The following is a 22,777-nucleotide window of genomic DNA, read 5'->3' as shown; positions in this document are numbered from 1 at the left end:
CACCGTTCGCACCGATACACCAAGGACACTCCACAATGGCTGTGACTACCGTCGCACAGTTTGCCGCCGAGCTGAATCGCCCGGCTGCGGCGCTGCTCGAGCAGCTTCACTCCGCTGGCGTCGCGAAGGCGTCCACGGACGACGCGCTGACCGAAGCCGACAAGGAGCGCCTGCTCGACTTCCTGCGCTCCTCGCACGGCACCGGCAGCGCCGAGCGCAAGAAGATCACGCTGACGAAGAAATCTACCACCGAGATCAAGCAGGCCGATGCCTCCGGCAAGGCCCGCACCATCCAGGTCGAGGTGCGCAAGAAGCGCACGTTCATCAGGCGCGACGATGCGCCGGCTGCCGTTGAAGAGACGACGGCTGCCGCACCGGTGATCGACGAAGCCGAACTGCAGAAGCGCGAAGAAGAAGCCAGCCGTCAGGCCGAGCTGCTGCGCCGCCAGGAAGAGGATCTGGCCGAGAAGCGCCGTGCGCGCGAGGCCCAGGAGCAGGCCGAGAGGGAGGCCGCCGAGGCGCGCCAGCGTGCCGCGGCTGAAGCTGCAGCCGCTGCGCTGGAGGCCGCTGCCGCCGAACCGGTGGTGCCTGCCAAGGTCGAAGCGACCGGTGTCAAGGCCGCCGCGCCGGACACTGCGCCGGCAGTGGCCGCTCCGGCCGAACCGCCCAAGCCCGCGCTGCGCGTGGTGAAGGCCGCCGACATCGAAGCCGAGGAGAAGCAGAAGGCCGCCGACCTCGCCAAGCGCCGCAAGGCCGCCGAGGACGAGGCCTCCGCGATCCGCGCGATGATGAACGCGCCGAAGAAGGTGCTCGTGGCGAAGAAGCCCGAGGAGCCGAAGCCGGCCGAAGGCATCAAGGGCACGATCCACAAGCCCACCGCCAAGCCGGGCGCCCCGGCGGCAGCAGGCGCTGCGGGTGCCGCCAAGCCGGGCGACAAGAAGTCGGTCAAGTCCGAGAAGCTGTCGTCGAGCTGGGCCGACGACGCCGCGAAGAAGCGCGCCGCGCTGCGCGGCGGAGCACGCCCCGATGCCGGCGGCCGTGGCGGCTGGAAGGCACCGCGCGGCGGGCGTCGCGGCGGCGACCGTGGCGACAGCCCGTCGACCTTCACCGCGCCGGCCGAGGCTCAGGTCTACGAGGTGCACGTGCCCGAGACCATCAGCGTCGCCGATCTGGCGCACAAGATGTCGGTCAAGGCCTCCGAGGTCATCAAGCAACTGATGAAGTTGGGTCAGATGGTCACCATCAACCAGCAGCTCGACCAGGAAACCGCCATGATCCTGGTGGAAGAGATGGGTCACAAGGCCTTCACGGCCAAGCTCGACGACCCGGATGCCTTCCTCGAGGACGACGTGGAAGTGACCGACGTGCCGCTGGAGCCGCGCGCTCCGGTGGTCACGGTGATGGGCCACGTGGATCACGGCAAGACCTCGCTGCTCGACTACATCCGCACCACGCGCGTGGCGGCGGGTGAGGCCGGCGGCATCACGCAGCATATCGGCGCGTATCACGTCGAGACGCCGCGCGGCATGATCACCTTCCTCGACACCCCGGGCCACGAAGCCTTCACGGCGATGCGGGCGCGTGGCGCCAAGGCGACCGATCTGGTGATCCTGGTCGTGGCGGCCGATGACGGCGTGATGCCGCAGACCAAGGAAGCGATCCACCACGCCAAGGCGGCCGAGGTGCCGCTGATCGTGGCGATCAACAAGATCGACAAGCCGGGCACCAACCTGGAGCGCGTGCGCAGCGAACTGATCGCCGAGCAGGTGGTCCCGGAAGACTTCGGCGGCGATTCGCCCTTCGTGCAGGTGTCGGCCAAGACCGGTCAGGGCATCGACGAGCTGCTGGAGCAGGTGCTGCTGCAGGCCGAGGTGCTGGAACTGCAGGCGCAGGTTGCCGCGCCTGCCAAGGGTCTGGTGATCGAGGCGCAGCTCGACAAGGGCCGCGGTCCGGTCGCGACGGTGCTGGTGCAGTCGGGCACGCTCAAGCGCGGCGACGTGGTCCTGGCCGGTTCGACCTACGGCCGTGTGCGCGCCATGCTCGACGAGAACGGCAAGCCCGCCACCGAGGCTGGCCCGTCGATCCCGGTCGAGATCCAGGGCCTGACCGAGGTGCCGCAGGCCGGCGACGAGTTCATGGTGCTGTCCGACGAGCGGCGTGCGCGCGAGATCGCCACCTTCCGTTCCGGCAAGTACCGCGACGTGAAGCTGTCCAAGCAACAGGCCGCCAAGCTCGAGAACATGTTCGAGACCATGGGCCAGGGTGAGGTGCAGACGCTGCCGCTCATCATCAAGGCCGACGTGCAGGGCTCGCAGGAGGCGCTGGGCGCCTCGCTGCTCAAGCTCAGCACGGCCGAGGTCAAGGTGCAGATCGTGCACGCAGCGGTGGGCGGCATCAGCGAGAGCGACGTCAACCTGGCCATCGCGTCGAAGGCCGTCATCATCGGCTTCAATGTGCGGGCCGATGCCGGTGCGCGCAAGCTGGCCGAGGGCAACAACGTCGACCTGCGCTACTACAACATCATTTACGACGCGGTCGACGAGATCAAGTCGGCGATGACGGGCATGCTGGCGCCGGAGCAGAAGGAAGAGCTCATCGGCACCGCTGAGATCCGCACGGTGTTCGTGGCCTCGAAGATCGGCACGGTGGCAGGCTCGATGGTCACCTCCGGCATCGTGCGTCGCAACGCACGCTTCCGCCTGCTGCGCGAGAACGTGGTGGTCTACAGCGGCGAGATCGAGTCGGTGCGCCGCATGAAGGACGACGTGCGCGAGGTCAAGGAAGGCTTCGAGTGCGGCATCAAGCTGAAGAACTACAACGACATCAAAGAGGGCGACCAGCTGGAAGTCTTCGAGATCAAGGAAGTCGCCCGAACGCTGTAAGGCGGAGTTGGCCTCGTGCACGGACCCCGCCCTCGAAAGTCGGCGGGGTTCGTGCTTGAGGGGTCGTTCAGGAGCCCATCATGAAGCACAAGCGCGCCATTCCCAACCGCGGCCTGCGCGTGGCCGACCAGATCCAGCGCGACGTCGCCGGGCTCATCCGTGAGCTCAAGGACCCGCGCATCGGCATGGTCACGATCCAGGCGGTCGAGGTCACGCCCGACTATGCGCACGCGAAGGTGTTCTTCTCGGTGCTGATCGGCGATCCGGCCGAGTGCGCCGCCGCGCTGAACGAGGCCGCCGGTTACCTGCGCAACAGCCTCTTCAAGCGCCTGCAGATCCACACCGTGCCCACGCTGCATTTCCAGTTCGACCGTACCACCGAGCGTGCGGCCGACCTCAACGCGCTGATCCACCAGGCCAACGCGACCCGGGCGAAGGACGCGGACGATCAACCGGGTGCCACCGAGGCCTGACGTGAACCCGGTTGCGCTGAACCGTCCGCCCCGCCGCGTGCCGCAAGCCGTGCGCGAGCCGCGTGCACCGCGCCGTGCACTGCACGGCGTGCTGCTGCTCGACAAGCCGCTGGGCTGGTCGAGCAACGATGCGCTGCAGAAGGTCAAGGGCATGCTGCGCGCCGAGAAGGGGGGGCACACCGGCACCCTCGATCCGCTGGCGACGGGCCTGCTGCCGCTGTGCTTCGGCGCGGCCACCAAGTTTTCGCAGGCCAGCCTGGATGCCGACAAGACCTACCGTGCGACGCTGAAGCTCGGCGTCACGCGCATCGGTGGCGACGGCGAGGGCGAGGTGATCGAGACGCGCCCGGTGTCCTTCGACGATGCGGCGCTGCGCGCCGCCTGCGCCGCCCTGACCGGCGAGACGATGCAGCTGCCACCGATGCATTCGGCGCTCAAGCGCGAGGGCAAGGCGCTCTACGAATACGCGCGCGCCGGCGTCGAGGTCGAACGCACCCCGCGGCGAGTCGTGATTCATCGGCTGGACATCCTGCGCTGGCACGCTGACGAGCTCGACATCGAGGTCTGCGTCAGCAAGGGCACCTACATCCGTACACTCGCCGAAGACCTGGGCCGTGCGCTCGGCTGCGGCGCCCACCTGAGCGCGCTGCGCCGGGTGGCCAGCGGACCGGTGCAACTGGACGGCGCGATCACCATCGACGCGCTGCAGGCGCTCGATCCCGTGCTGCGCGAGCAGCGCCTGTTGCCGCCCGACGTGCTGGTGGCCGACTGGCCTGCCGTGCGGTTGACGGCTGACGACGCCGGCCGCTTCCTGTCCGGCCTGCGTCGCCGCGTCGAGGCTGTGGATTGCGCCGCGGTGCGGGTGTACGGCCCCGAGCCGCGTGCCTTCCTCGGCAGCGCCCACGTGAAGGCCGGAGAACTGATCCCCGACCGGCTGCTGAGCCCGCCTGAAGTGCAGGCGCTGATCGACGCCAGCCCTGCCGCCGACACCGCGACCGCTGCGCCCCTTACCGAATCCAAGCAAGTGAGCATGACATGACGACCAGCAACAACGCCCGCCAGATCCGCAACGTGGCGATCATCGCGCACGTCGACCACGGCAAGACCACGCTCGTGGACCAGCTGCTGCGCCAGAGCGGCACCTTCCGCGAGAACGAGAAGGTCGCCGAGCGCGTGATGGACAGCAACGACATCGAAAAGGAACGTGGCATCACGATCCTGTCGAAGAACTGTGCCGTCGAGTGGAAGGGCACCCACGTCAACATCGTCGACACCCCCGGGCACGCCGATTTCGGCGGCGAGGTCGAGCGCGTGCTGTCGATGGTCGATTCGGTGCTGCTGCTGGTCGACGCGGTGGAAGGCCCGATGCCGCAGACCCGCTTCGTGACGAAGAAGGCGCTGGCGCTGGGCCTGAAGCCCATCGTCGTCGTCAACAAGGTCGACCGCCCCGGCGCGCGGCCCGACTACGTGATCAACGCCACCTTCGACCTGTTCGACAAGCTTGGCGCCACCGAGGAACAGCTCGACTTCCCGATCATCTACGCCTCCGGCCTGAACGGCTGGGCGTCGACGACGCCCGGCGAGGTAGGGACGAACATGGCGCCGCTGTTCGACGCCATCCTGCAGCACGTGCCGCCGCACGAAGGCGATCCGGAAGGCCCGCTGCAGCTGCAGATCTGCTCGCTCGATTACTCCACCTTCGTCGGCCGCATCGGCATCGGACGCATCAATCAGGGCACGCTCAAGCCGATGCAGGACGTGGCGGTTTTTTCCGGCGAGGACAGCATCCCGTTCAAGGCGCGCGTGAACCAGGTGCTGAAGTTCGACGGTCTGGAGCGCGTGCAGGCCACCGAGGCCGGCCCCGGCGACATCGTGCTGATCAACGGCATCGAGGACATCGGCATCGGCGTCACGCTGACCGACATCGACGATCCGGTGCCGCTGCCGATGCTGGAGGTGGATGAGCCCACGCTGACGATGAACTTCTGCGTCAACAACTCGCCGCTGGCTGGACGCGAAGGCAAGTTCGTCACCAGCCGTCAGCTGCGCGACCGGCTTGACCGCGAGCTGCAGAGCAACGTGGCGCTGCGCGTCAAGGACACCGACGAGGACGGCATCTTCGAGGTCTCGGGCCGCGGCGAACTGCACCTGACCATCCTGCTGGAGAACATGCGCCGTGAGGGCTACGAGCTCGCGGTGAGCAAGCCGCGCGTGGTGTTCCATGAGGTGAACGGCGAGCGCCACGAGCCGATGGAGCTGGTGACCGCCGACGTCGAGGAACAGCACCAGGGGGGGGTGATGCAGGCGCTGGGGCTGCGCAAGGCCGATCTGGTGAACATGGAGCCCGATGGCATGGGGCGCGTGCGCCTGGAGTACCGCATTCCGGCGCGCGGCCTGATCGGCTTTTCCAACGAGTTCATGAACCTGACCCGCGGCACCGGGCTCATCAGCAACATCTTCGACGGCTACGAGCCCTACAAGGGCGAGCTCGAGGGCCGCAAGAACGGAGTACTGATCAGCCAGGACGACGGCGAGATCGTGACCTATGCGCTCGGCAAGCTCGACGACCGCGGGCGCATGTTCGTCAAGGCCGGCGACCCGGTGTACGAAGGCATGCTGGTCGGCATCCACTCGCGCGACAACGACCTGGTGGTCAACGCGGTGCGCGCCAAGCAGCTCACCAACTTCCGCGTCAGCGGCAAGGAAGATGCGATCAAGATCACGCCGCCGATCATCCTGTCGCTCGAGTACGCGGTGGAGTTCATCGCCGACGACGAGCTGGTGGAGATCACCCCGAAGTCGATCCGGCTGCGCAAGCGCCACCTGAAGGAACACGAGCGCAAGCGCGCGTCGCGCGAAGCCGCCTGAGTCCTTGCCGGGGTCGATGACACACGGACGCGCGGTCACGCTGATGATCGTGGTGACGCTCCTCTGGAGTATCGCCGGTGTCGTCACTCGTCACCTGGACGCTGCGCGCAGCTTCGAGGTGACCTTCTGGCGCAGCCTGTTCAACGCGCTGACGCTCACGGTGGCGCTGAGCGCGATGCGGGGCGCGGCGCTGTGGCGCGGCCTGCTGCGTGCGCCCTGGCCGGTGTGGGCATCGGGACTGTGCTGGGCGACGATGTTCACTGCCTTCATGGTGGCGATCACCCTGACGACGGTGGCCAACGTGCTGGTCACGATGGCGATCGGGCCGCTGATCACCGCGCTGTTCGCGCGGATCTTCCTGCACCACCGGCTGCCGGCGCGCACCTGGATCGCGATCGCGGTCGGCGGCATCGGCATCGCCTGGATGTTCGGCCAGGAGGCGGGAGCGGGCATGTCGCTCACCGGTACCCTGATCGCGCTGACGGTGCCGCTGGCGGCGGCCACCAACTGGACGGTGTTGCAGTACGCCAGCCACGGCCCGGCCGATCCCGACGAAGCCGCAGTGGCCACCCAGGACATGCTGCCGGCCGTGCTGATCGGTGGGCTGCTGTCGGCCGTCGTGGCGCTGCCGCTCGCCTGGCCGCTGCAGGCCTCGGACCACGACCTCGGGCTGCTCGGTCTGCTGGGTGCCGTGCAACTGGCCATTCCCTGCCTGCTCGTGGTGCGGCTGACCCGCGAACTGCCGGCACCGGAGATCGCGCTGCTGGGCCTGCTAGAGGTGCTGTTCGGTGTGAGCTGGGCCTGGCTCGGGGCCGGTGAGCGACCGGGGCCGAGCACGCTGACGGGCGGAGCGCTGGTGCTCGGCGCGCTGGTGGTCAACGAAGCGCTGGCGCTGCGGCAACGGCGCTGAGCAAGGCCGGGCTCGGCACGATACTTGGCATGCGAGCAACTGGGACAATGCGGTCATCGTGCTGGCTCTGAGCCTTGCACCTCATCCTTCTGGCAGTTCAGTGGAACGAGACCTCACTTCGGATCGGCAGTGGAATCCGTGGCGCCTGTCGGTCGCGCCGATGATGGACTGGACCGATCGACATTGCCGTCACTTCCATCGCCTGCTCTCGCGCCACACCCGGCTCTATACCGAGATGGTCACCACCGGAGCCCTGTTGCACGGCGATGTGCCGAGGCATCTGGACTTCGGCCCCGAGGAGCACCCGGTGGCGCTGCAGCTGGGCGGCAGCGAGCCGGAGGATCTGGCCGCCTGCGCGAAGCTCGGCGAGCGCTGGGGCTACGACGAGATCAACCTCAATTGCGGCTGTCCCAGCGAGCGTGTGCAACGTGGCGCCTTCGGCGCCTGCCTGATGGCCGAGCCCGACCTGGTGGCCGACGGCGTGAAGGCGATGCGTGACGCGGTGGGCATCCCGGTGACCGTGAAGCACCGCATCGGCATTGACCGGACCGAGAGCTACGGGTTCGTGCGCGATTTCATCGGCACCGTGGCAGCGGCCGGCTGCGAGGTGTTCATCGTCCACGCACGCAATGCCTGGCTCAAGGGCCTCAGCCCGAAGGAGAACCGCGAACTGCCACCGCTGCGCCACGAGTGGGTCTACCGCCTCAAGCGCGATTTCCCGGCCTTGACGATCGTGCTGAACGGCGGCGTCAAGACCCACGACGAGATCGCCACGCACCTGGCGCAGGTCGATGGCGTGATGCTCGGGCGTGAGGCCTACCACCATCCCTGGCTGATGGCTGATTGGGATGTGCGCTTCTTCGGCGACGCGCCACTCGAGCGAGACCGTGCCGACATCGAGGCGGCGATGGTGCGCTACATGGAGCTTCAGCGGCTGCAGGGCGAGCCCTGGTCGCGCGTATCGCGCCACATGCTCGGCCTGTGGAGCGGTATGTCCGGCGCCCGGCGCTGGCGGCAGGTCTGGTCGGATCATCGGCTCAAGAACGAGCCGCCGGAGGTGGTGTCGGCGCTGGCGCGCCGCCGGCCGACGGTGGACGAGGTCGCGGCGGCGGCTTGACGGCGCCGCAGGCCTTTCAGTTCAGTACGCGGCGTTCCGCTGCGCCGGCCAGGTGGCCAGCACCACACCGGCCAGTGCCAGGGCGAAGGCGCCGAGCTGGATGCCGCTGACGTGCTCGCCCAGCAGCAGAACGCCGATGGCGGCGGCGCTGATCGGCAGCAGCACCGTGAACACGCCAGCCGACGACGCCGGCACGTGTTTCAGTCCCGTCATCCACAGCCACACCGTCGCCATGCTGGCTGCGAGTGCGTAGAACAGCAGCAGCACCCAGACGCCGCCGCGCACCGCCGAGAAGTCGAACTGCCACGCTTGCCACAGGCCGAACGGCGTCACCAGTGCCAGGCCCCACAGGTTCACCAGCGCGCTGATGCGGCGTGCGCTCACCTGGCCGGTAAGCTGCTTGCCGATCACCACGTAGAGCGCCTCGCAGAACACGGCACCGAGCAGCAGCGCGTTGCCGAGCAGTGAACTCCCGCCGCCGTCGGGCCCGGCCTGGGCCAGTGAAACCAGCGCGATCCCGGCCACCGCGCAGCAGATGCCGCCCAGCACGCGTGGCGCAATGCGCTCTCGCAGTCCGACCCACGACAGCAGGGCCACCACGGCCGGCAGCGCGGCCATGATCACGCCGGCCGCCAGTGCCGAACTCAGGGCCACGCCGAACAGCATGCACACCGAAAACAGGAAGTTGCCGAAGAAGGCTTCGAGAAACAGCAGCCAGCGGTCGCGTCGGCCCAGCCGCGGCTCGTCGGCGGTCCGATGCACCCAGTGCACCATCGCGATGGCCGCGATGCCGAAGCGCAGCCAGGCCAGCAGCAGAACCGGGAACACAGCGACCAGCAGCTTCGACAGGCCGACATAGCTGCCGACCAGCGCCATGCTGGCGCCGAGGCTGGCATACGCCCACCACGGCGCGCGGTGGGCAGCACTCGTGGGGGTGGGCGGCCCGAGGCTCACGCGCAGCAGGAGGCGTGCGCAGCCGGCCTCACGCCGACCACGCCGCCCGGTTGCTCTGCCAGCGCCAGGCGTCGGCGCACATCTGGTCGAGGTCGCGGCGGGTGCGCCAGCCCAGCCGTTGCAGCGCGAGCGCCGGGTCGGCCCAGCAGGCCGCCACGTCGCCGGGCCGGCGATCGACGATGCGGTAGGGCACCGGGCGGCCACTGGCCTTCTCGAAGGCGGCCACCATGTCCAGCACCGAGACGCCCAGGCCGGTACCCAGGTTCACCGTCAACAGGCCGGGTTCGCGGGCCAGGCTGTCGAGGGCGGCGACGTGGCCCTCGGCGAGGTCCATCACGTGGATGTAGTCGCGCACGCCGGTGCCGTCGGGCGTCGGGTAGTCGCCGCCGAACACCTGCAGCTGTGGCCGCTGGCCCACGGCCACCTGGGCGACGTAGGGCATCAGGTTGTTCGGGATGCCCGAGGGGTCTTCGCCGATCTGGCCGCTCTCATGGGCGCCGACCGGGTTGAAGTAGCGCAGCCGCGCGATGCGCCACTGCGGCTCGGATTTCGACAGGTCTGCGAGGATCTGCTCGACCATCAGCTTGGTCCAGCCGTAGGGGTTGGTGGCCGATAGCGGGAAGTCCTCGCGGATCGGTACCGACGCCGGGTCGCCGTAGACGGTGGCGGAGGACGAGAACACCAGCGTGTGCACCGCGGCGCGGCGCATCGCCTCCAGCAGCCGCAGGGTGCCGGTGATGTTGTTCTCGTAGTAGGCCAGCGGCTTCTGCACCGATTCGCCCACCGCCTTCAGCGCAGCGAAGTGGATCACCGCACGGATCGGGTACTGCGCGAACACGCGGTCCAGGGTGGCGGCATCGCGCACGTCGCCCTCCACGAAAGCGGGCCGCTTGCCGCACAGCGGCGCCAGGCGGTCGAGCACGTCGCGCTGGCTGTTGGCGAGGTTGTCGAGGATGACGAAGTCATGGCCCGCATTCGCCAGCGCCACGCTGGTGTGCGAGCCGATGAAGCCTGTGCCGCCGGTCACGAGTATCAATTGCTGCTCCCTGTCGAACGTCGAGGACCCATCGCGACAGACCAGCCGCAGCGAAAGGCAACGGGGCATTGTGCCGGGCCGTCGATTGTGTCAATGTGGCAAAAGTCAGCCTTGGGGCATGGCACTTGCTCCCAGGTTCGGCCTACACCCATTCCGGGTGGTCTTGTTGCCTCAGGGGAGCCCCATGAACGAACGCTTCTTCCAGCTCGGCACGGCGCTACGCGCGCTGGCCGTGGTCGCATGGATCGGTCTCGGCGCGCCGTCCGTCCACGCGCAGGTCGCGGTGACCAAGCCGCAGGTGGTGGTGCTCGCCACCGGGGGCACGATCGCTGGCGCGGGCGCGGCCGCCACCAACAGCGCGTCCTACCAGGCGGCGAAGGTACCGGTCGACAAGCTGATCGCCGGCGTGCCCGAGCTGGCCGACGTGGCCCAGGTGCGCGGCGAGCAGGTGTTCCAGATCGCCTCGGAGAGCTTCACCAACGAGAAGCTGGTGCAGCTCGGCAAGCGGGTCTCGCAACTGGTGCGCGACCCGGCGGTGAACGGCATCGTCATCACCCACGGCACCGACACGCTGGAAGAGACGGCCTTCTTCCTCAACCTGGTGATCCGCAGCGACAAGCCGGTGGTCGTGGTGGGCTCGATGCGGCCCGGCACGGCGATGTCGGCCGACGGCATGCTCAACCTCTACAACGCGGTGGTGGTCGCGGCCGACCCGGCCTCGCGCGGCAAGGGTGTGCTGGTGGCGATGAGTGACGAGATCCATTCGGGCCGTGACGTCGCCAAGCGCATCAACATCAAGACGAGCGCCTTCGGCAGCCAGTGGGGGCCGCTCGGCATGTCGGTGGAGGGCAAGACCTTCTGGTTCCGCCTGCCGGCCAAGCGCCACACCGTGAACAGCGAGTTCGACATCGAGAGCATCGAGACGCTGCCCGAGGTGGCCATCGTCTACGGCTACGGCAACATGACGACGGAGCTGTACGACGCGGCGCTGCGCTCGGGCGCCAAGGCGGTGGTCAACGCCGGAACCGGCAACGGCTCGGTGCCGAACTACGCGGTCGAGAAGCTCAAGAGCGTGCGCGCCCAGGGCGTCCAGGTCATCCGCTCCTCGCGCGTGGCCGACGGCTTCGTGATCCGCAATGCCGAGCAGCCCGACGACAAGTACGACTGGGTCGTCGCGCACGACCTGAACCCGCAGAAGGCCAAGATCCTGGCCGCGGTCGCGCTGACGCGCGGCGTGAGCTCGCAGGATCTGCAGCGGATCTTCTGGGAGTACTGAGGAGTCCGCCAACGGGCTGCGGCGCCGCAGCTCAGGCCGCCCCGGCGGCTGGCGATCCGGCGACCATGCGGCTGGCCAGGGCGTCGGCGCGCCGGAGCAAGGCGGCGAGCGGCAGGTCGCTGGCCGCCAGCCCGCCGGGCGCCGCAGCCGACGTGGCCACCGCGGTCAGTGAGGGCGTGACCTGCCAGCTCGCTGCGACGCGGCCGAACAACGCGTCGCAGCGCGGCTGCAGCGCGCGCGAGAACGCGGCGCTCAGGCGCGGCGAGACCGCCGGCGGCGGCTCGTCGAACAGACCACTGCGGTCGAGCGCACGGAGCGCGACGGTCCAGCCGCTGTTGTGCATCAGTCCCGCGAGGTAGGCGTCGAAGGCGTCGACGCCACCGGCTGCGGCCAGAGCGCGGCAGTGCTGGGCCTTGGCCTCGGCGTGCTCCCAGAGCCGCGGGCCGGAGCGCGCGAACAGGCCGTCGCCCTCGGACTCGAACATCGGTCGCAGCACGACGCGGGCGATGGCAGCGTTGAGCCCGACCACGCCGAGCCGCGCCAGCGCCTGCTGCAGGTCCGGCGGCGGGCCACCGGACGTGCCCAGCGCGGCACTGCGTGCCGCACGCATCACCTCGGCGGTGAGCACCAGGTCGCGGCCGACCTGCTCGGCCAGCGCCGGCAGCGCGCAATCGGGCCGGCGCAGCAGGGCCAGCAGGTGGGGAATGACGGTGCGGGCGCGCGGGATCAGCTCGAGCGGCGCCTCGGGGCGCTGGATCAGCGCATCGACGACGCGCAGCGCGCGCCGCTCCTGCAGGGTCGGGTCGGCCTGCTCCACGACCGACTCGAGCGCCAGCAGCCAGGGCAGCAGCGGTGGGGCTGCCAGTTCGTCGAGCGGGTCATCGAGGTCCAGCCGCGGCACAGCGGCCGCCACGGCGGCAGCGACGGCCGGCGAAACGGGCAGCGGAGCAGGGCGGGCCGGGGGCGGGCCGCCGCGAACTCGCACGAATCGATGCCACCACGCTGCCATGGGTCCTGTCCGGAGTATTCCCGCGTCATCGGCCCCGCCGCGCCGGACTTGAGCCTCGGTCTGCCGGCGGGGCGAGGCTCAGAACGTCGCGCCGTAGCGCGCGTGTTCCCAGTCGCTGACGTGGCGGGCGTAGTCGATCCACTCGGCGCGCTTGAGCCGCACGAACTCGCGGTGCAGCGTGTCGCCGAGCGCGCCGTGCAGCAGCTCGCTGGCCTCGAACGCGTCAACCGCCTCGCCCAGGCTCTGCGGCAGCATCGCGATCCTGCGAGTCCGGATCTCGGCCAGGCTCAGCGCGAACAGGTCGTCGGTGCAGGCCGGGCCGGGATCGAGCTCGCGGTCGATGCCGTCCAGCCCGGCCGCAATCAGCGCCGCGGTCGCCAGGTAAGGATTGGCCGAGGCATCCGGCACGCGCCACTCGAAGCGGCCGGCAAGCGTGCGCACCAGCGCCGTGCGGTTGTTCGGGCCGTGCGCCACGTAAGCGGGCGCCCAGCTGGTGCCCGACAGCGATTCGCCCACCACCAGGCGCTTGTAGCTGTTGACCGTGGGCGCGGCCAGCGCGCACAGCGCCGCGCTGTGGGCCAGCACACCGGCGACGAATTGTCGTCCGAGCCGCGACAGTGGCTCGGCGGCATCGGCCGCGTCGAACAGGCAACGCCCAGCGTCCCACAGTGACACGTGGAAATGCAGCCCGCTGCCCGGCTGGTTGGCGAAGGGCTTGGGCATCATCGAGAACACGCAGCCACGCTGTTCGGCGAGCGCGTGCGCGGCCAGCTTGAACAGCATCACATGGTCGGCGCTGCGCAGTGCCTCGTCGTGGCGGAAGTTCAGCTCGTACTGGCCGTGGGCGTCCTCGTGGTCGATCTGCAGGACCTGCAAGCCAGCACCTTCGAGTGCGACGCGCAGCGCCTGCAGGAAGCCTTGCTGGCGCGGCAGGCTCTTCAGGTCGTAGCTCGGCTTGTCGAGCCGGTCGGCATCGTCGACCGGCACGTAGCGCACACCTTCGCGGCGGAGCAGGAAGAACTCGGGCTCGATGCCGGTCTGCAGCGTCCAGCCGCGCGCGGCGAGGCGGGCCGTGGCGCGCTTGAGCACCTGGCGTGGACAGGCATCGAAGGCGCCGCCATTGACGAAGCCGTCGCCGACGAGGCGAGCGACACCGGGCATCCAAGGCAACGCCTGCAGCGTGGCGGCGTCACCGCGTGCGTAGTACTCGGCCCTGGGGCCGGTGCGCGGCAGGCCGGTGCCCCAGATCGACGGGCCGGCGAATCCGGCGCCATCGGTCAGCACGGTCTCCAGCTGGTGCAGTGGCACCAGCTTGCCCTTGGCGACGCCGTGCAGGTCGGTGAACTGCACCAGCAGCGTGTGCACGCCCTCGGCGGCGAGCGATGCGCCCGCCGAGCGTGCGAACTCGGCGAGCGAACTGGGCGCGTCAGCCACGCGAGGCTGCCTTCAGCGCATCGCTGAGGATGCCCAGGGCCTCGCCGAACACCGCATGCTCGATGGTCAGCGGGAACAGGAAGCGCAGCACGTTGCCGTCGACGCCGCAGCTCAGCAGGATGAGGTGTCGGCGCAGCGCCTCGGCCTGTACGCGCTTGGTCATGTCGGCGTCGGGCGCCTGGGTCTTGGGGTGCTGGAACTCGACCGCGACCATCGCACCCAGCCCCCGCACGTCGGCGATCTGCGGGACCTCGGCCCGCAGGCCGTTGAGCAGGGTCTTGAGCTCGTTGCCGAGCTGTTGCCCGCGCTCGGGCAGCTTCTCCTCGGCCATCACCTCGATCACGGCGTGGGCCGCGGCGATGGCCAGCGGGTTGCCGGCATAGGTGCCGCCCAGGCCACCCGGGGCCGGTGCGTCCATGATCTCGGCGCTGCCGGTCACCGCAGACAGCGGCAGGCCGGCGGCCAGGCTCTTGGCGCTGACGAGCAGGTCGGGCACGACGTTGAAGTGCTGCATCGCGAACATCTTGCCGGTGCGACCGAAGCCGGTCTGCACCTCGTCGGCGATCATCACGATGCCGTGCTCGTCGCACAGCTTGCGCAGCCACTTCACCGCCTCGGCCTGGATCACGTTGAAGCCGCCTTCGCCCTGCACCGGCTCGAACACGATGGCCGCGACGCGGCTGGGCTCGATGTCGGCCTTGAAGAGTTGCTCGACCGCCTTCTTCGCCGCATCGAGCGAGGCGCCGTGGCAAGGGAAGGGGGCGTGGTAGATCTCCGGCGGGAAGGGGCCGAAGCCGGCCTTGTAGGGCTGCACCTTGCCGGTCAGCGCCACCGCGAACAGCGAGCGGCCGTGGAAGGCACCGCCGAAGGCGATCACGCCGCCGCGCCGGGTGTGGGCGCGGGCGATCTTGACGGCATTCTCCACCGCCTCGGCGCCGGTCGAGAAGAAGGCGGTCTTCTTGGCGTGCTTGCCGGGCGTCATGGCGTTGAGCTTCTCGGCCAGCGCGACGTAGCTCTCGTAGGGCACGACCTGGTAGCAGCTGTGCGTGAAGCGCTGCAGCTGGGCCTCGATGGCAGCCACCACCTTCGGATGGCGGTGGCCGGTGTTGAGCACCGCGATGCCACCGGCGAAATCGATGTAGCGCTGACCCTGCACGTCCCACAGCAGCGCGTTCTCGGCGCGGTCGGCGAAGAAGCCGGCCATCACGCCCACGCCGCGCGGCGTGGCGGCGGCCTTGCGGGCCATCAGCTGTTCGTTGCGCGAGATCTTCATGCTCGTCTCCTCTGCCGGCTCGGTGGGCGGAGCGGCCCAACAAGGTCTTCAGGCCGCGTTGATGCGCAGCCAGGTCGTCTTCAGCTCCGTGTACTTGTCGAAGGCGTGCAGCGACTTGTCGCGGCCGTTGCCGCTCTGCTTGAAACCACCGAAGGGCACGGTGATGTCGTCCTCGTCGTACTGGTTCACGTGCACCGTACCGGCACGCAGCGATGCGGCGACACGGTGCGCACGATCGATGTGCGAGCTCCACACGCTGGCCTGCAGCCCGTACGGCGAATCGTTGGCGAGGCGGATCGCCTCGGCCTCGTCCTTGAAGCGGATGATCGACAGAACCGGCCCGAAGATCTCCTCGCGTGCGATCTTCATGTCGTTGCGCACACCGTCGAAGACCGTGGGCTCGACGTAGTAGCCGCCGCTGTCGGTGCGCGCCTGCGTGCCCCCGGCCAGCACGGTGGCCCCTTCGGACCGTCCGGCATCGATGTAGCCCATGACCGTGCGCAGCTGGCCGTCGTCGACCAGCGCGCCCATCACGGTCTTGGCGTCCAGCGGGTCGGCGGGTCGGTACTGCGGCGCCTCGGCGGCGACGCGCCTCGCGAAGTCGTCGGCGATGCTCTCGTGCACCAGCAGCCGCGAGGGCGCGTTGCAGCTTTCGCCCTGGTTGAAGAACATGCTGCCGGCCACGGTGGCGGCGCAGCGGTCGAGGTCATCGAAGTCGGGAAACACCAGGAAGGCGCTCTTGCCGCCGAGCTCATTGTAGACGCGCTTGAGGTTGCTGCGCCCGGCGTACTCCAGCATCTTGCGACCCACGCGGGTGGAGCCGGTGAAGCCGATCGCGTCGACCTGCGGGTGCAGCGCCAGCGCCTCGCCGGCCTCGTGGCCATAACCGGGCACCACGTTGAACACGCCGGGTGGCAAGCCTGCAGCCAGCGCCAGTTCGGCCAGGCGCAGCGCGGTCAGCGGACTCTTCTCACTGGGCTTGAGCACCACCGAGTTGCCGGCCGCCAGCGCGGGGCCGAGCTTCCAGGCGGCCATGATCATCGGGTAGTTCCAGGGCACGATGGCGCCGATCACGCCCATCGCCTCGCGACGGATCAGCGCCAGCGCGCCGGGCCCGGTGGGCGCAATCTCGTCGTACACCTTGTCGATCGCCTCGGCATACCAGGCGATGCAGCGTGCGGTGGAGGGCACGTCGACGCTGAGCGAATACTGGATGGGCTTGCCCATGTCCAGCGTCTCGAGCAGCGCGAGTTCCTCCTTCGCGGAGAGGATCTTCTCGGCGAAGGCCTGCAGCACGCGCTTGCGCGCGGCCGGGGGGCGCCGCGACCAGCGGCCGTCGTCGAAGGCGGCACGTGCCGAGGCGACCGCGTCGTCGATGTCGGCCGACTGGCCACGCGCGACGCGGCCGAGCACGCGGCCATCGATCGGCGATATGCAGTCGAAGGATTCGCCGGCCCGTGCCGGATGGCGCTCGCCGCCGATCACGGCGCGCCCATCCAACGTCAGGGCGGCGGAGCGGGCATGCCAGTCGATCGTGGCGGTGGTCATGGGGTCTCCTTCAGGATCATGATCGCGTACAGCTTCTTCACCGGCGTGAGGTTCTCCCACACACCCTGGTAGCCGCCCGGCACCACGAAGGCGTCGCCGGCTTTCAGGCGGGTCTGCGCGCCGTCGGCATCGGTGAGCTGCACTTCGCCTTCGAGCAGCTGGCAGAACTCCTCCTCATGGTCCGCGTACACCACGCGCCAGGCGCCGATGCCACCCGACCAGACGCCGGAGAAGAACTGTCCGCTCGGATCGGTGTAGTGGTTCAGCGTCTCGAAGCGCGGATCGCCGCGCAGCCGCCGCTCCGGCGCCGGACCGCCCGGCTCGGCGGCGGTGGCGGCAGTGTGGAAGGGGAGAGGGCGCCGGACCATGGTTGGAGGGTCCTGCCGCAGCCGGGGCCGCGGCAGGACACGGTTCAGAAGAACACGACGATCGAGGCCCCGAGCAGCTGGTTGGTCTTCTTGAAGCCGCCGCCGTCGACATCCTCGAACACGGCGCGATCCGCGCCGTCGAATCGGTACTCCGCCTTCAGCGTGGTGTTCTGGTTGAGTGCGTACTTCAGGCCCACTGTCAGCGCGTAGCGGTTCGCGCCGCGGTCCAGGTCACCGGCGAGATCCGGGCCGATGCCGTTGCGGCCGTCGTTGCCGTAGACCAGCAAGCCGTTCTCATCGATGAACGAGTAGCCGTTGTAGGTGTACAGACCGCCGCCGTTCTTCTCGTTCTTGAGATAGTCGGCGCGCACGAGGCCCTGCAATCGCGGCGTGATCGCGTAGCCGGCGAGGCCCGAGACGCCGTACCAGCGCGCATCGCGGTAACGGCCCGAGGCATCGGGCGTGACCGCGCCTTCCTTCTGCTGGCCGTAGCTGAGCTGACCCTGGACCGTCCAGTCACCGCGGATGAAGTAGCCGTCCACCTCGAACAGGTGGGCCATGGTGTTGTAGCCGGTATTGAAGTTCGGTGACTTGCCGTGCAGGCCGGCGAAGCCGAAGCCGTTGAACTCGCCCTTGGAGTAGTCGACGCGGTAGACCAGCGCCGGCGACTTCTCGCCCGGGCCGCGCTGGGTGGCGTTGACGTTGGCGATCATGCCGCGCATCCACCACTTGCCGCTGGTCACGTCGAGTCCGACGCCGGTGTAGCCGAGCGGCAGCGTGAAGTCGTACAGCAGGTTGTGGGTGGTAAAGGGGTTGAGCGTGGGCTGCTGGTACTCGTAGCCTGACCAGTCCGGAATCTGACCGGCGATCAGCCGCGTCTGCAGGTCGCCGAGCGGCACCGAGACCGAGGCCTCCTGCACGATGCTCAGGCCGTCGATGGCGGCACCGACGCCGCGGTTCGGCGTCAGGGTGAGCTTCCAGCGCGTACCGCTGTCGGTTTCCTTGGTGAAGTCGATCGACGCCGCGCCCATGTAGGACGTGTCGTAGAAATAGCCGTCACCCTGCTGGTTGAGGAACTGGAAACCTGCGCGGTCCTGGCGCTGGTTGTAGATGAAGACCGGCTCCACGTAACCGGTGATCGTCAGGCCCTTGAAACCCCAGGCCTCGAGGTTGTCCTCGATCGACTCGGTCTTGACCTGAACGCGCGCGAACTCCTGCGCCTGCTCCGGCGTCATGCCCCATTGCGCTGCGGCGGGCGCCGCGGCCGGTGCGGCGGCCTTGCTCTCGGCCGACTTGAGCTTGCTCTCGAGCTCGGTCACGCGGTCCTTCAGCGACTGCAGTTCCTTGAGGAGGTCGGCATTGCTCTGCGCCCGGGCGGCGGGGAAGGCCGCGGCCAGCGCGAGCACAAGCGCCGTGGATTGCAGGTTCTTCATCGGTCGGGACTCCTGTTGACGGTTGTTCGGTTTTCTTCGGGGAGGCAGGGATTCGTCAGCCGCCGTCGCGTTGCGCCTGCGCCATGGCGCGGCTGCGTTCGCGCTCGGCGCGGGCGATCAGGTAGCTCGCCGTGATCACACCGATGAACACGATGGTGATGATCACGGTCGCCATTGCGTTGACGCTGGGATTCACGCCCAGGCGCGCGCGCGAGAAGATCACCAGCGGCATCGTGGTCGAGCCCGGCCCGGACAGGAAGGCCGACAACACCACGTCGTCGAGCGAGATGGTGAAGGTGAGCAGCCACGCCGAGACCAGCGACTGCGCGATCATCGGCAGCGTGACCAGCGTGAACACCTGCGCCGGCCGCGCGCCCAGGTCCATCGCTGCTTCCTCGAGCTGCGGGTTGAGTTCCTGCAATCTCGCCTGCACGACGACGGTGGCGTAGGCCATCCCGAGCAGCAGGTGGCCGAGCCAGATGGTCAGCGTGCCGCGCTCCGGGAAACCCAGCGCACGCTGCACCGACACCAGCATCAGCAGCAGCGACAGGCCGACGATCACTTCGGGCATCACCAGCGGCGCGCTCACCATGCCGCCGAACAGTGTGCGGCCGCGAAAGCGCGTGTACTTCACCAGCGCGAAGGCCGCCAGCGTGCCGAGCACCACCGAGCCGCAGGCCGTGAAGAAGGCGATCTTCAGGCTCAGCCACAGGCCCGAGAGCATCTCGTTGTCGGTGGCGAGCTTGGCGTACCACTTCAGCGTGAAGCCGGCCCAGACGCTGGGCAGCGGCGAATCGTTGAACGAGTAGATGACCAGCGCGACGATCGGCAGGTACAGGAACAGGTAGCCGGCGCCCAGCCAGCCCCGGGCGAACAGCCGCGCGAAGCCGGCGCCGAACAGGGTACGGCGTCCGCTGCTCATCGCCGGGCCTCCTGCGTCTGGGCCTGGTAGCGGTTGAAGATCGCCAGCGGCACGATGATCAGCAGGATCATCACCACCGCGACGGTCGATGCCATCGGCCAGTCGTTGTTGCTGAAAAATTCGTCCCACAGCACGCGGCCGATCATCAGCGTCTGCGGCCCGCCCAGCAGTTCGGGAATCACGAACTCGCCGACGCAGGGGATGAACACCAGCATCGAGCCGGCGATGATGCCGGCCTTGGACAGCGGCACGGTGATCTTCCAGAAGGCTGTGGCCGGCGTGGCGCCCAGGTCGGTGGCCGCCTCCAGCAGCCGCAGGTCCATCTTGGACAGGTTCGCGTACAGCGGCAGGATCATGAACGGCAGGTAGGTGTAGACCATGCCGATCACCAGCGAGAACGGCGAGTTCATGAACTTGCCGAGCGAGGGAATCAGGCCGCCGGCCAGCAACAGGTGGTCGATGCGCAGCGCGATCAACAGGTCGGCGACCCAGCCGTTCTCGCCCAGCAGCCCCTTCCACGCGTAGACGCGCAGCAGGAACGAGGTCCAGAACGGCAACATCACCAGCATCAGCAGCGCCGGCTGCAGCGTCGCCTTGGCGCGCGCCATGAAGTAGGCGAAGGGGTAGCCGATCGCCAGGCACAGCACCGTCGTGACGGCGGCGTACTTCAGGCTCGACAGGTACGTGGAGAAATAGAGGTCGTCCTGCGTGATGTAGATGTAGTTGCTGAACTTCAGCGACAGGTTCATCACGCCGTCGCTGACCGTGATCAGGTCCTTGAAGTGCACGTTCTCCATTTCGGAGACGCTGATCTTCATGACGATCAGGAACGGAAACAGGAAAAACACCAGCAGCCAGACGTAGGGGATGCCGATGACGGAGCGCCGGCCGCCCAGCAGGCCGGCCAGACGCCCCAGCAGCGGCACCTGCCGTACCCTCGCCATCAGGTCGGGGTCGCCGCTCATTGCGTCAGCACCACTTGCGACGACGGCGACCACGAGGCCCAGGCGGTGTCGCCCCAGGTCAGCTCGACGTCGCGATGCCGCTCGACGTTGCTCTGGCTGATCTTCAGCACGGCGCCGCTGTCGAGCTGGAGGTGGTAGACGGTGAAGCTGCCGAAGTAGGACAGGTCCTTGATCGTGCCGCGCGCGCGGTTGTGCGGGCCCGGTGGCTCGTCGGGGCCGAGGCCGATTTTCTCGGGTCGCACCGCGACGCTGACCGTCATGCCCTCGGTGCCGGTGATGCCGTGACCGACGAGGTGGCTGCAGTCCTTGCAGGAGATCACAACGTGATCGGGGTGGTCCTCGCTCAGTGTCCCTTCCATCAGGTTCACGTTGCCGATGAAGTCGGCCACGAAGCGCGTGGCCGGCGTCTCGTAGACGTCGGCCGGCGCACCGACCTGCAGCACCTTGCCCTCGCTCATGATCGCGATGCGCGAGGCCATGGTCATGGCTTCTTCCTGGTCGTGCGTCACCATCACGCAGGTCACGCCGACCTCCTCGATGATGTTGACCAGCTCGATCTGCGTTTCCTCGCGCAGCTTCTTGTCGAGCGCGCCGAGCGGCTCGTCGAGCAGCAGCAGCTTGGGCCGCTTGGCCAGGCTGCGCGCCAGCGCGACACGCTGCTGCTGACCACCCGAGAGCTGGTGCGGCTTGCGCTTGCCGTACTTGCCGAGCTGGACCAGCTTGAGCATCGCGTCGACCCGCTGCGCGACCTCATCCCGGGGCATGCCGTCGCGACGCAGGCCGAACGCGATGTTGTCCCACACCGTGAGGTGCGGGAACAGCGCATACGACTGGAACATCATGTTGATCGGCCGCTCGTAGGGCGGCATGCCGGCCAGGTCCTGCCCGTTGAGCACGATGCGCCCGGACGTCGGCGTCTCGAAGCCCGCCAGCATCCGCAGCAGCGTGGTCTTGCCGCAGCCCGACGAGCCCAGCAGCGCAAAGATTTCGCCCTGGGCGATGTCGATGCTGACGTGGTTGACCGCGACGGCACCGCCGCCGAAGTCCTTCACCACGTCCTGGATCTGCAGGTAGCCGCTGGCGGCCTTTGCGCCGCCGTTGTCGTTCGCCATCACGCCCTCCCTCGTTATGGCCGAACGGTCAGATACCGGTCTTGAACGACGTGTACAGCCTCGTCATGGTCCGCCGGATGTCGCTGCCGATGCTGTCGGGCGCGGCCATCTTCTTCAGGTCGGCCTCGTTCAGGAACACGGTGGCATTGCCGGCGATCTCGGGCTTGACGAACTTCTTCGATTCCTTGTTCGGGTTGGCGTAGAACACCTTGTTGGTCAGGCTGGCCGCCACCTCGGGCCGCAGGATGTAGTTGATGAACTTGTGGGCATTGCCGGGGTGCGGGGCATCGGCCGGGATCACCATCACATCGAAGAACAGCACGCCGCCGGTCTTCGGGATCAGGGCCTCGATCTTCTGGCCGGTCTTGCCGTCGATGGCACGCTGCCTCGCGATGTTGATGTCGCCCGACCAACCCAGTGCAAGACAGATCGAGCCGTTGGCCATGTCGTTGATGTAGCCGGACGAGCTGAACAGCGTCACGTAGGGCCGCACGCTCTTGAGCAGCGGTGCGACGCCGGCGTAGTCAGCCTGGTTCTTGCTGTACGCGGGCTTGCCCAGGTAGTGCAGGGCCGCCGGGACCACCTCGGTGGCGGAGTCCAGCATGCTCACGCCGCAGCTCTTGAGCTTGGAGATGTACTCCGGCTTGAAGACCAGGTCCCAGGCGTTGTCGGGCATCGGCAGGTTGCCCAGGGCGGCCTTGACCTTGTCGACGTTGATGCCGACGGTGGTGTAGCCCCACAGCCAGTTGACCTGGTACTGGTTGCCCGGGTCGAGCTTGGCGAGCTGCTCCTGCAGCGCCGGGTCGAGGTGCTTCAGATTCGGCAGCTGCGCCTTGTCCAGCTTCTGCAGGAGGCCGCCGTCGGCCTGCAGCTTGGCCCAGTAGGAGGAGGGCACCACCACGTCGTAGCCGGTCTTGCCGGCCACCAGCTTGGCATGGACGATCTCGTTGTTGTCGAAGTTGTCGTAGCGAACCTTGATGCCGGTTTCCTTCTCGAAGTTGGCCAGCGTGTCCTCGGCAATGTAGTCGGACCAGTTGTAGACATTGAGGACCTTCTCCTCCTGAGCATGCACCGGGCTGCTCAGCAGGCCGCACGCGGCAGCGACGCTGGCGACCAGGCCCAGGGCACCGACCGCACGGCGCGACGACAACAGCTTCATATGGAATCCTCCGGGTTGAGACAAAGACAAAGTAAGAA

Annotated in this window: 19 protein-coding genes; 7 read left to right on the top strand and 12 right to left on the bottom strand. The window is 68.3% G+C overall.

Features of this window, described 5'->3' with window-relative positions; all coding sequences use genetic code 11:
* The first annotated feature begins 35 nt into the window (after positions 1-35).
* The 6 genes from infB to dusA all read left to right on the top strand — a co-directional run bounded on the left by infB (position 36) and on the right by dusA (position 8,250).
* Positions 36-2,882 (top strand): translation initiation factor IF-2, encoded by a 2,847-nt coding sequence (infB, locus tag MPE_RS09675; protein ID WP_011829516.1) that lies wholly within the window; start codon positions 36-38, stop codon positions 2,880-2,882.
* A gap of 80 nt (positions 2,883-2,962) precedes the next feature.
* Positions 2,963-3,355, top strand: coding sequence for a 30S ribosome-binding factor RbfA (rbfA, locus tag MPE_RS09670; RefSeq protein ID WP_011829515.1), 393 nt, complete (start codon positions 2,963-2,965; stop codon positions 3,353-3,355).
* Between the two features lies 1 nt (position 3,356).
* The gene (gene truB, locus MPE_RS09665) at positions 3,357-4,394 is read left to right on the top strand and encodes a tRNA pseudouridine(55) synthase TruB (RefSeq protein ID WP_011829514.1); all 1,038 of its coding nucleotides are present in this window, start codon (positions 3,357-3,359) and stop codon (positions 4,392-4,394) included.
* Positions 4,391-6,223: a translational GTPase TypA gene (gene typA / locus MPE_RS09660; protein WP_011829513.1), complete on the top strand. Its 1,833-nt coding sequence runs from the start codon at positions 4,391-4,393 to the stop codon at positions 6,221-6,223. Before truB ends, typA begins: the two co-directional genes overlap by 4 nt.
* 16 nt (positions 6,224-6,239) lie before the next feature.
* Positions 6,240-7,133, top strand: coding sequence for a DMT family transporter (locus MPE_RS09655; protein WP_011829512.1), 894 nt, complete (start codon positions 6,240-6,242; stop codon positions 7,131-7,133).
* Positions 7,134-7,293: 160 nt separating this feature from the next.
* Positions 7,294-8,250 carry a tRNA dihydrouridine(20/20a) synthase DusA gene (gene dusA, locus MPE_RS09650; protein ID WP_041929626.1) on the top strand — a complete coding sequence of 319 codons (957 nt, stop codon included), beginning with the start codon at positions 7,294-7,296 and terminating at the stop codon, positions 8,248-8,250.
* 21 nt (positions 8,251-8,271) lie between these two features.
* Here the strand turns inward: dusA and MPE_RS09645 are convergent, their stop codons facing one another.
* Together MPE_RS09645 and galE are read right to left on the bottom strand one after the other, a co-directional pair.
* Entirely contained in the window at positions 8,272-9,126 is an 855-nt protein-coding gene (locus MPE_RS09645) for a DMT family transporter (RefSeq protein WP_011829510.1), read from the bottom strand.
* A 106-nt stretch (positions 9,127-9,232) separates the two neighbouring features.
* Positions 9,233-10,240, bottom strand: a complete 1,008-nt coding sequence (galE, locus tag MPE_RS09640) for a UDP-glucose 4-epimerase GalE (RefSeq protein ID WP_011829509.1) — start codon at positions 10,238-10,240, stop codon at positions 9,233-9,235.
* 184 nt (positions 10,241-10,424) lie between these two features.
* Between galE and MPE_RS09635 the strand changes: the two genes are divergently transcribed.
* The gene (locus MPE_RS09635; protein ID WP_011829508.1) at positions 10,425-11,516 is read left to right on the top strand and encodes a type II asparaginase; all 1,092 of its coding nucleotides are present in this window, start codon (positions 10,425-10,427) and stop codon (positions 11,514-11,516) included.
* Between the two features lie 31 nt (positions 11,517-11,547).
* On the opposite strand, the gene MPE_RS22745 is transcribed toward MPE_RS09635, so the two are convergent.
* The 10 genes from MPE_RS22745 to MPE_RS09585 form a co-directional block, all read right to left on the bottom strand.
* Positions 11,548-12,429, bottom strand: coding sequence for an HDOD domain-containing protein (locus tag MPE_RS22745; protein WP_011829507.1), 882 nt, complete (start codon positions 12,427-12,429; stop codon positions 11,548-11,550).
* Between the two features lie 174 nt (positions 12,430-12,603).
* On the bottom strand, positions 12,604-13,959 hold the full coding sequence (glnT, locus tag MPE_RS09625) for a type III glutamate--ammonia ligase (RefSeq protein ID WP_011829506.1): 1,356 nt from the start codon (positions 13,957-13,959) through the stop codon (positions 12,604-12,606).
* The gene (gene gabT / locus MPE_RS09620) at positions 13,952-15,232 is read right to left on the bottom strand and encodes a 4-aminobutyrate--2-oxoglutarate transaminase (protein WP_011829505.1); all 1,281 of its coding nucleotides are present in this window, start codon (positions 15,230-15,232) and stop codon (positions 13,952-13,954) included. The genes glnT and gabT overlap by 8 nt, the downstream gene beginning before the upstream one ends.
* A 48-nt stretch (positions 15,233-15,280) precedes the next feature.
* Positions 15,281-16,780, bottom strand: coding sequence for an aldehyde dehydrogenase (locus MPE_RS09615; RefSeq protein WP_011829504.1), 1,500 nt, complete (start codon positions 16,778-16,780; stop codon positions 15,281-15,283).
* Positions 16,777-17,148, bottom strand: a complete 372-nt coding sequence (locus MPE_RS09610) for a cupin domain-containing protein (RefSeq protein WP_011829503.1) — start codon at positions 17,146-17,148, stop codon at positions 16,777-16,779. Before MPE_RS09610 ends, MPE_RS09615 begins: the two co-directional genes overlap by 4 nt.
* A 44-nt stretch (positions 17,149-17,192) precedes the next feature.
* Positions 17,193-18,581, bottom strand: a complete 1,389-nt coding sequence (locus MPE_RS09605) for a DUF3138 family protein (protein ID WP_011829502.1) — start codon at positions 18,579-18,581, stop codon at positions 17,193-17,195.
* A gap of 55 nt (positions 18,582-18,636) precedes the next feature.
* Positions 18,637-19,503, bottom strand: a complete 867-nt coding sequence (locus MPE_RS09600) for an ABC transporter permease (RefSeq protein WP_011829501.1) — start codon at positions 19,501-19,503, stop codon at positions 18,637-18,639.
* Positions 19,500-20,447, bottom strand: a complete 948-nt coding sequence (locus tag MPE_RS09595; protein ID WP_049820890.1) for an ABC transporter permease — start codon at positions 20,445-20,447, stop codon at positions 19,500-19,502. Before MPE_RS09595 ends, MPE_RS09600 begins: the two co-directional genes overlap by 4 nt.
* 17 nt (positions 20,448-20,464) lie before the next feature.
* Positions 20,465-21,580: an ABC transporter ATP-binding protein gene (locus tag MPE_RS09590; RefSeq protein ID WP_011829499.1), complete on the bottom strand. Its 1,116-nt coding sequence runs from the start codon at positions 21,578-21,580 to the stop codon at positions 20,465-20,467.
* Between the two features lie 28 nt (positions 21,581-21,608).
* Positions 21,609-22,739, bottom strand: a complete 1,131-nt coding sequence (locus MPE_RS09585) for a polyamine ABC transporter substrate-binding protein (RefSeq protein WP_011829498.1) — start codon at positions 22,737-22,739, stop codon at positions 21,609-21,611.
* Positions 22,740-22,777: the final 38 nt, after the last annotated feature.

The sequence above is a fragment of the Methylibium petroleiphilum PM1 genome, from assembly GCF_000015725.1.
Lineage (GTDB): Bacteria > Pseudomonadota > Gammaproteobacteria > Burkholderiales > Burkholderiaceae_C > Methylibium > Methylibium petroleiphilum.
This window is presented reverse-complemented; position numbering and strand designations above follow the sequence as displayed.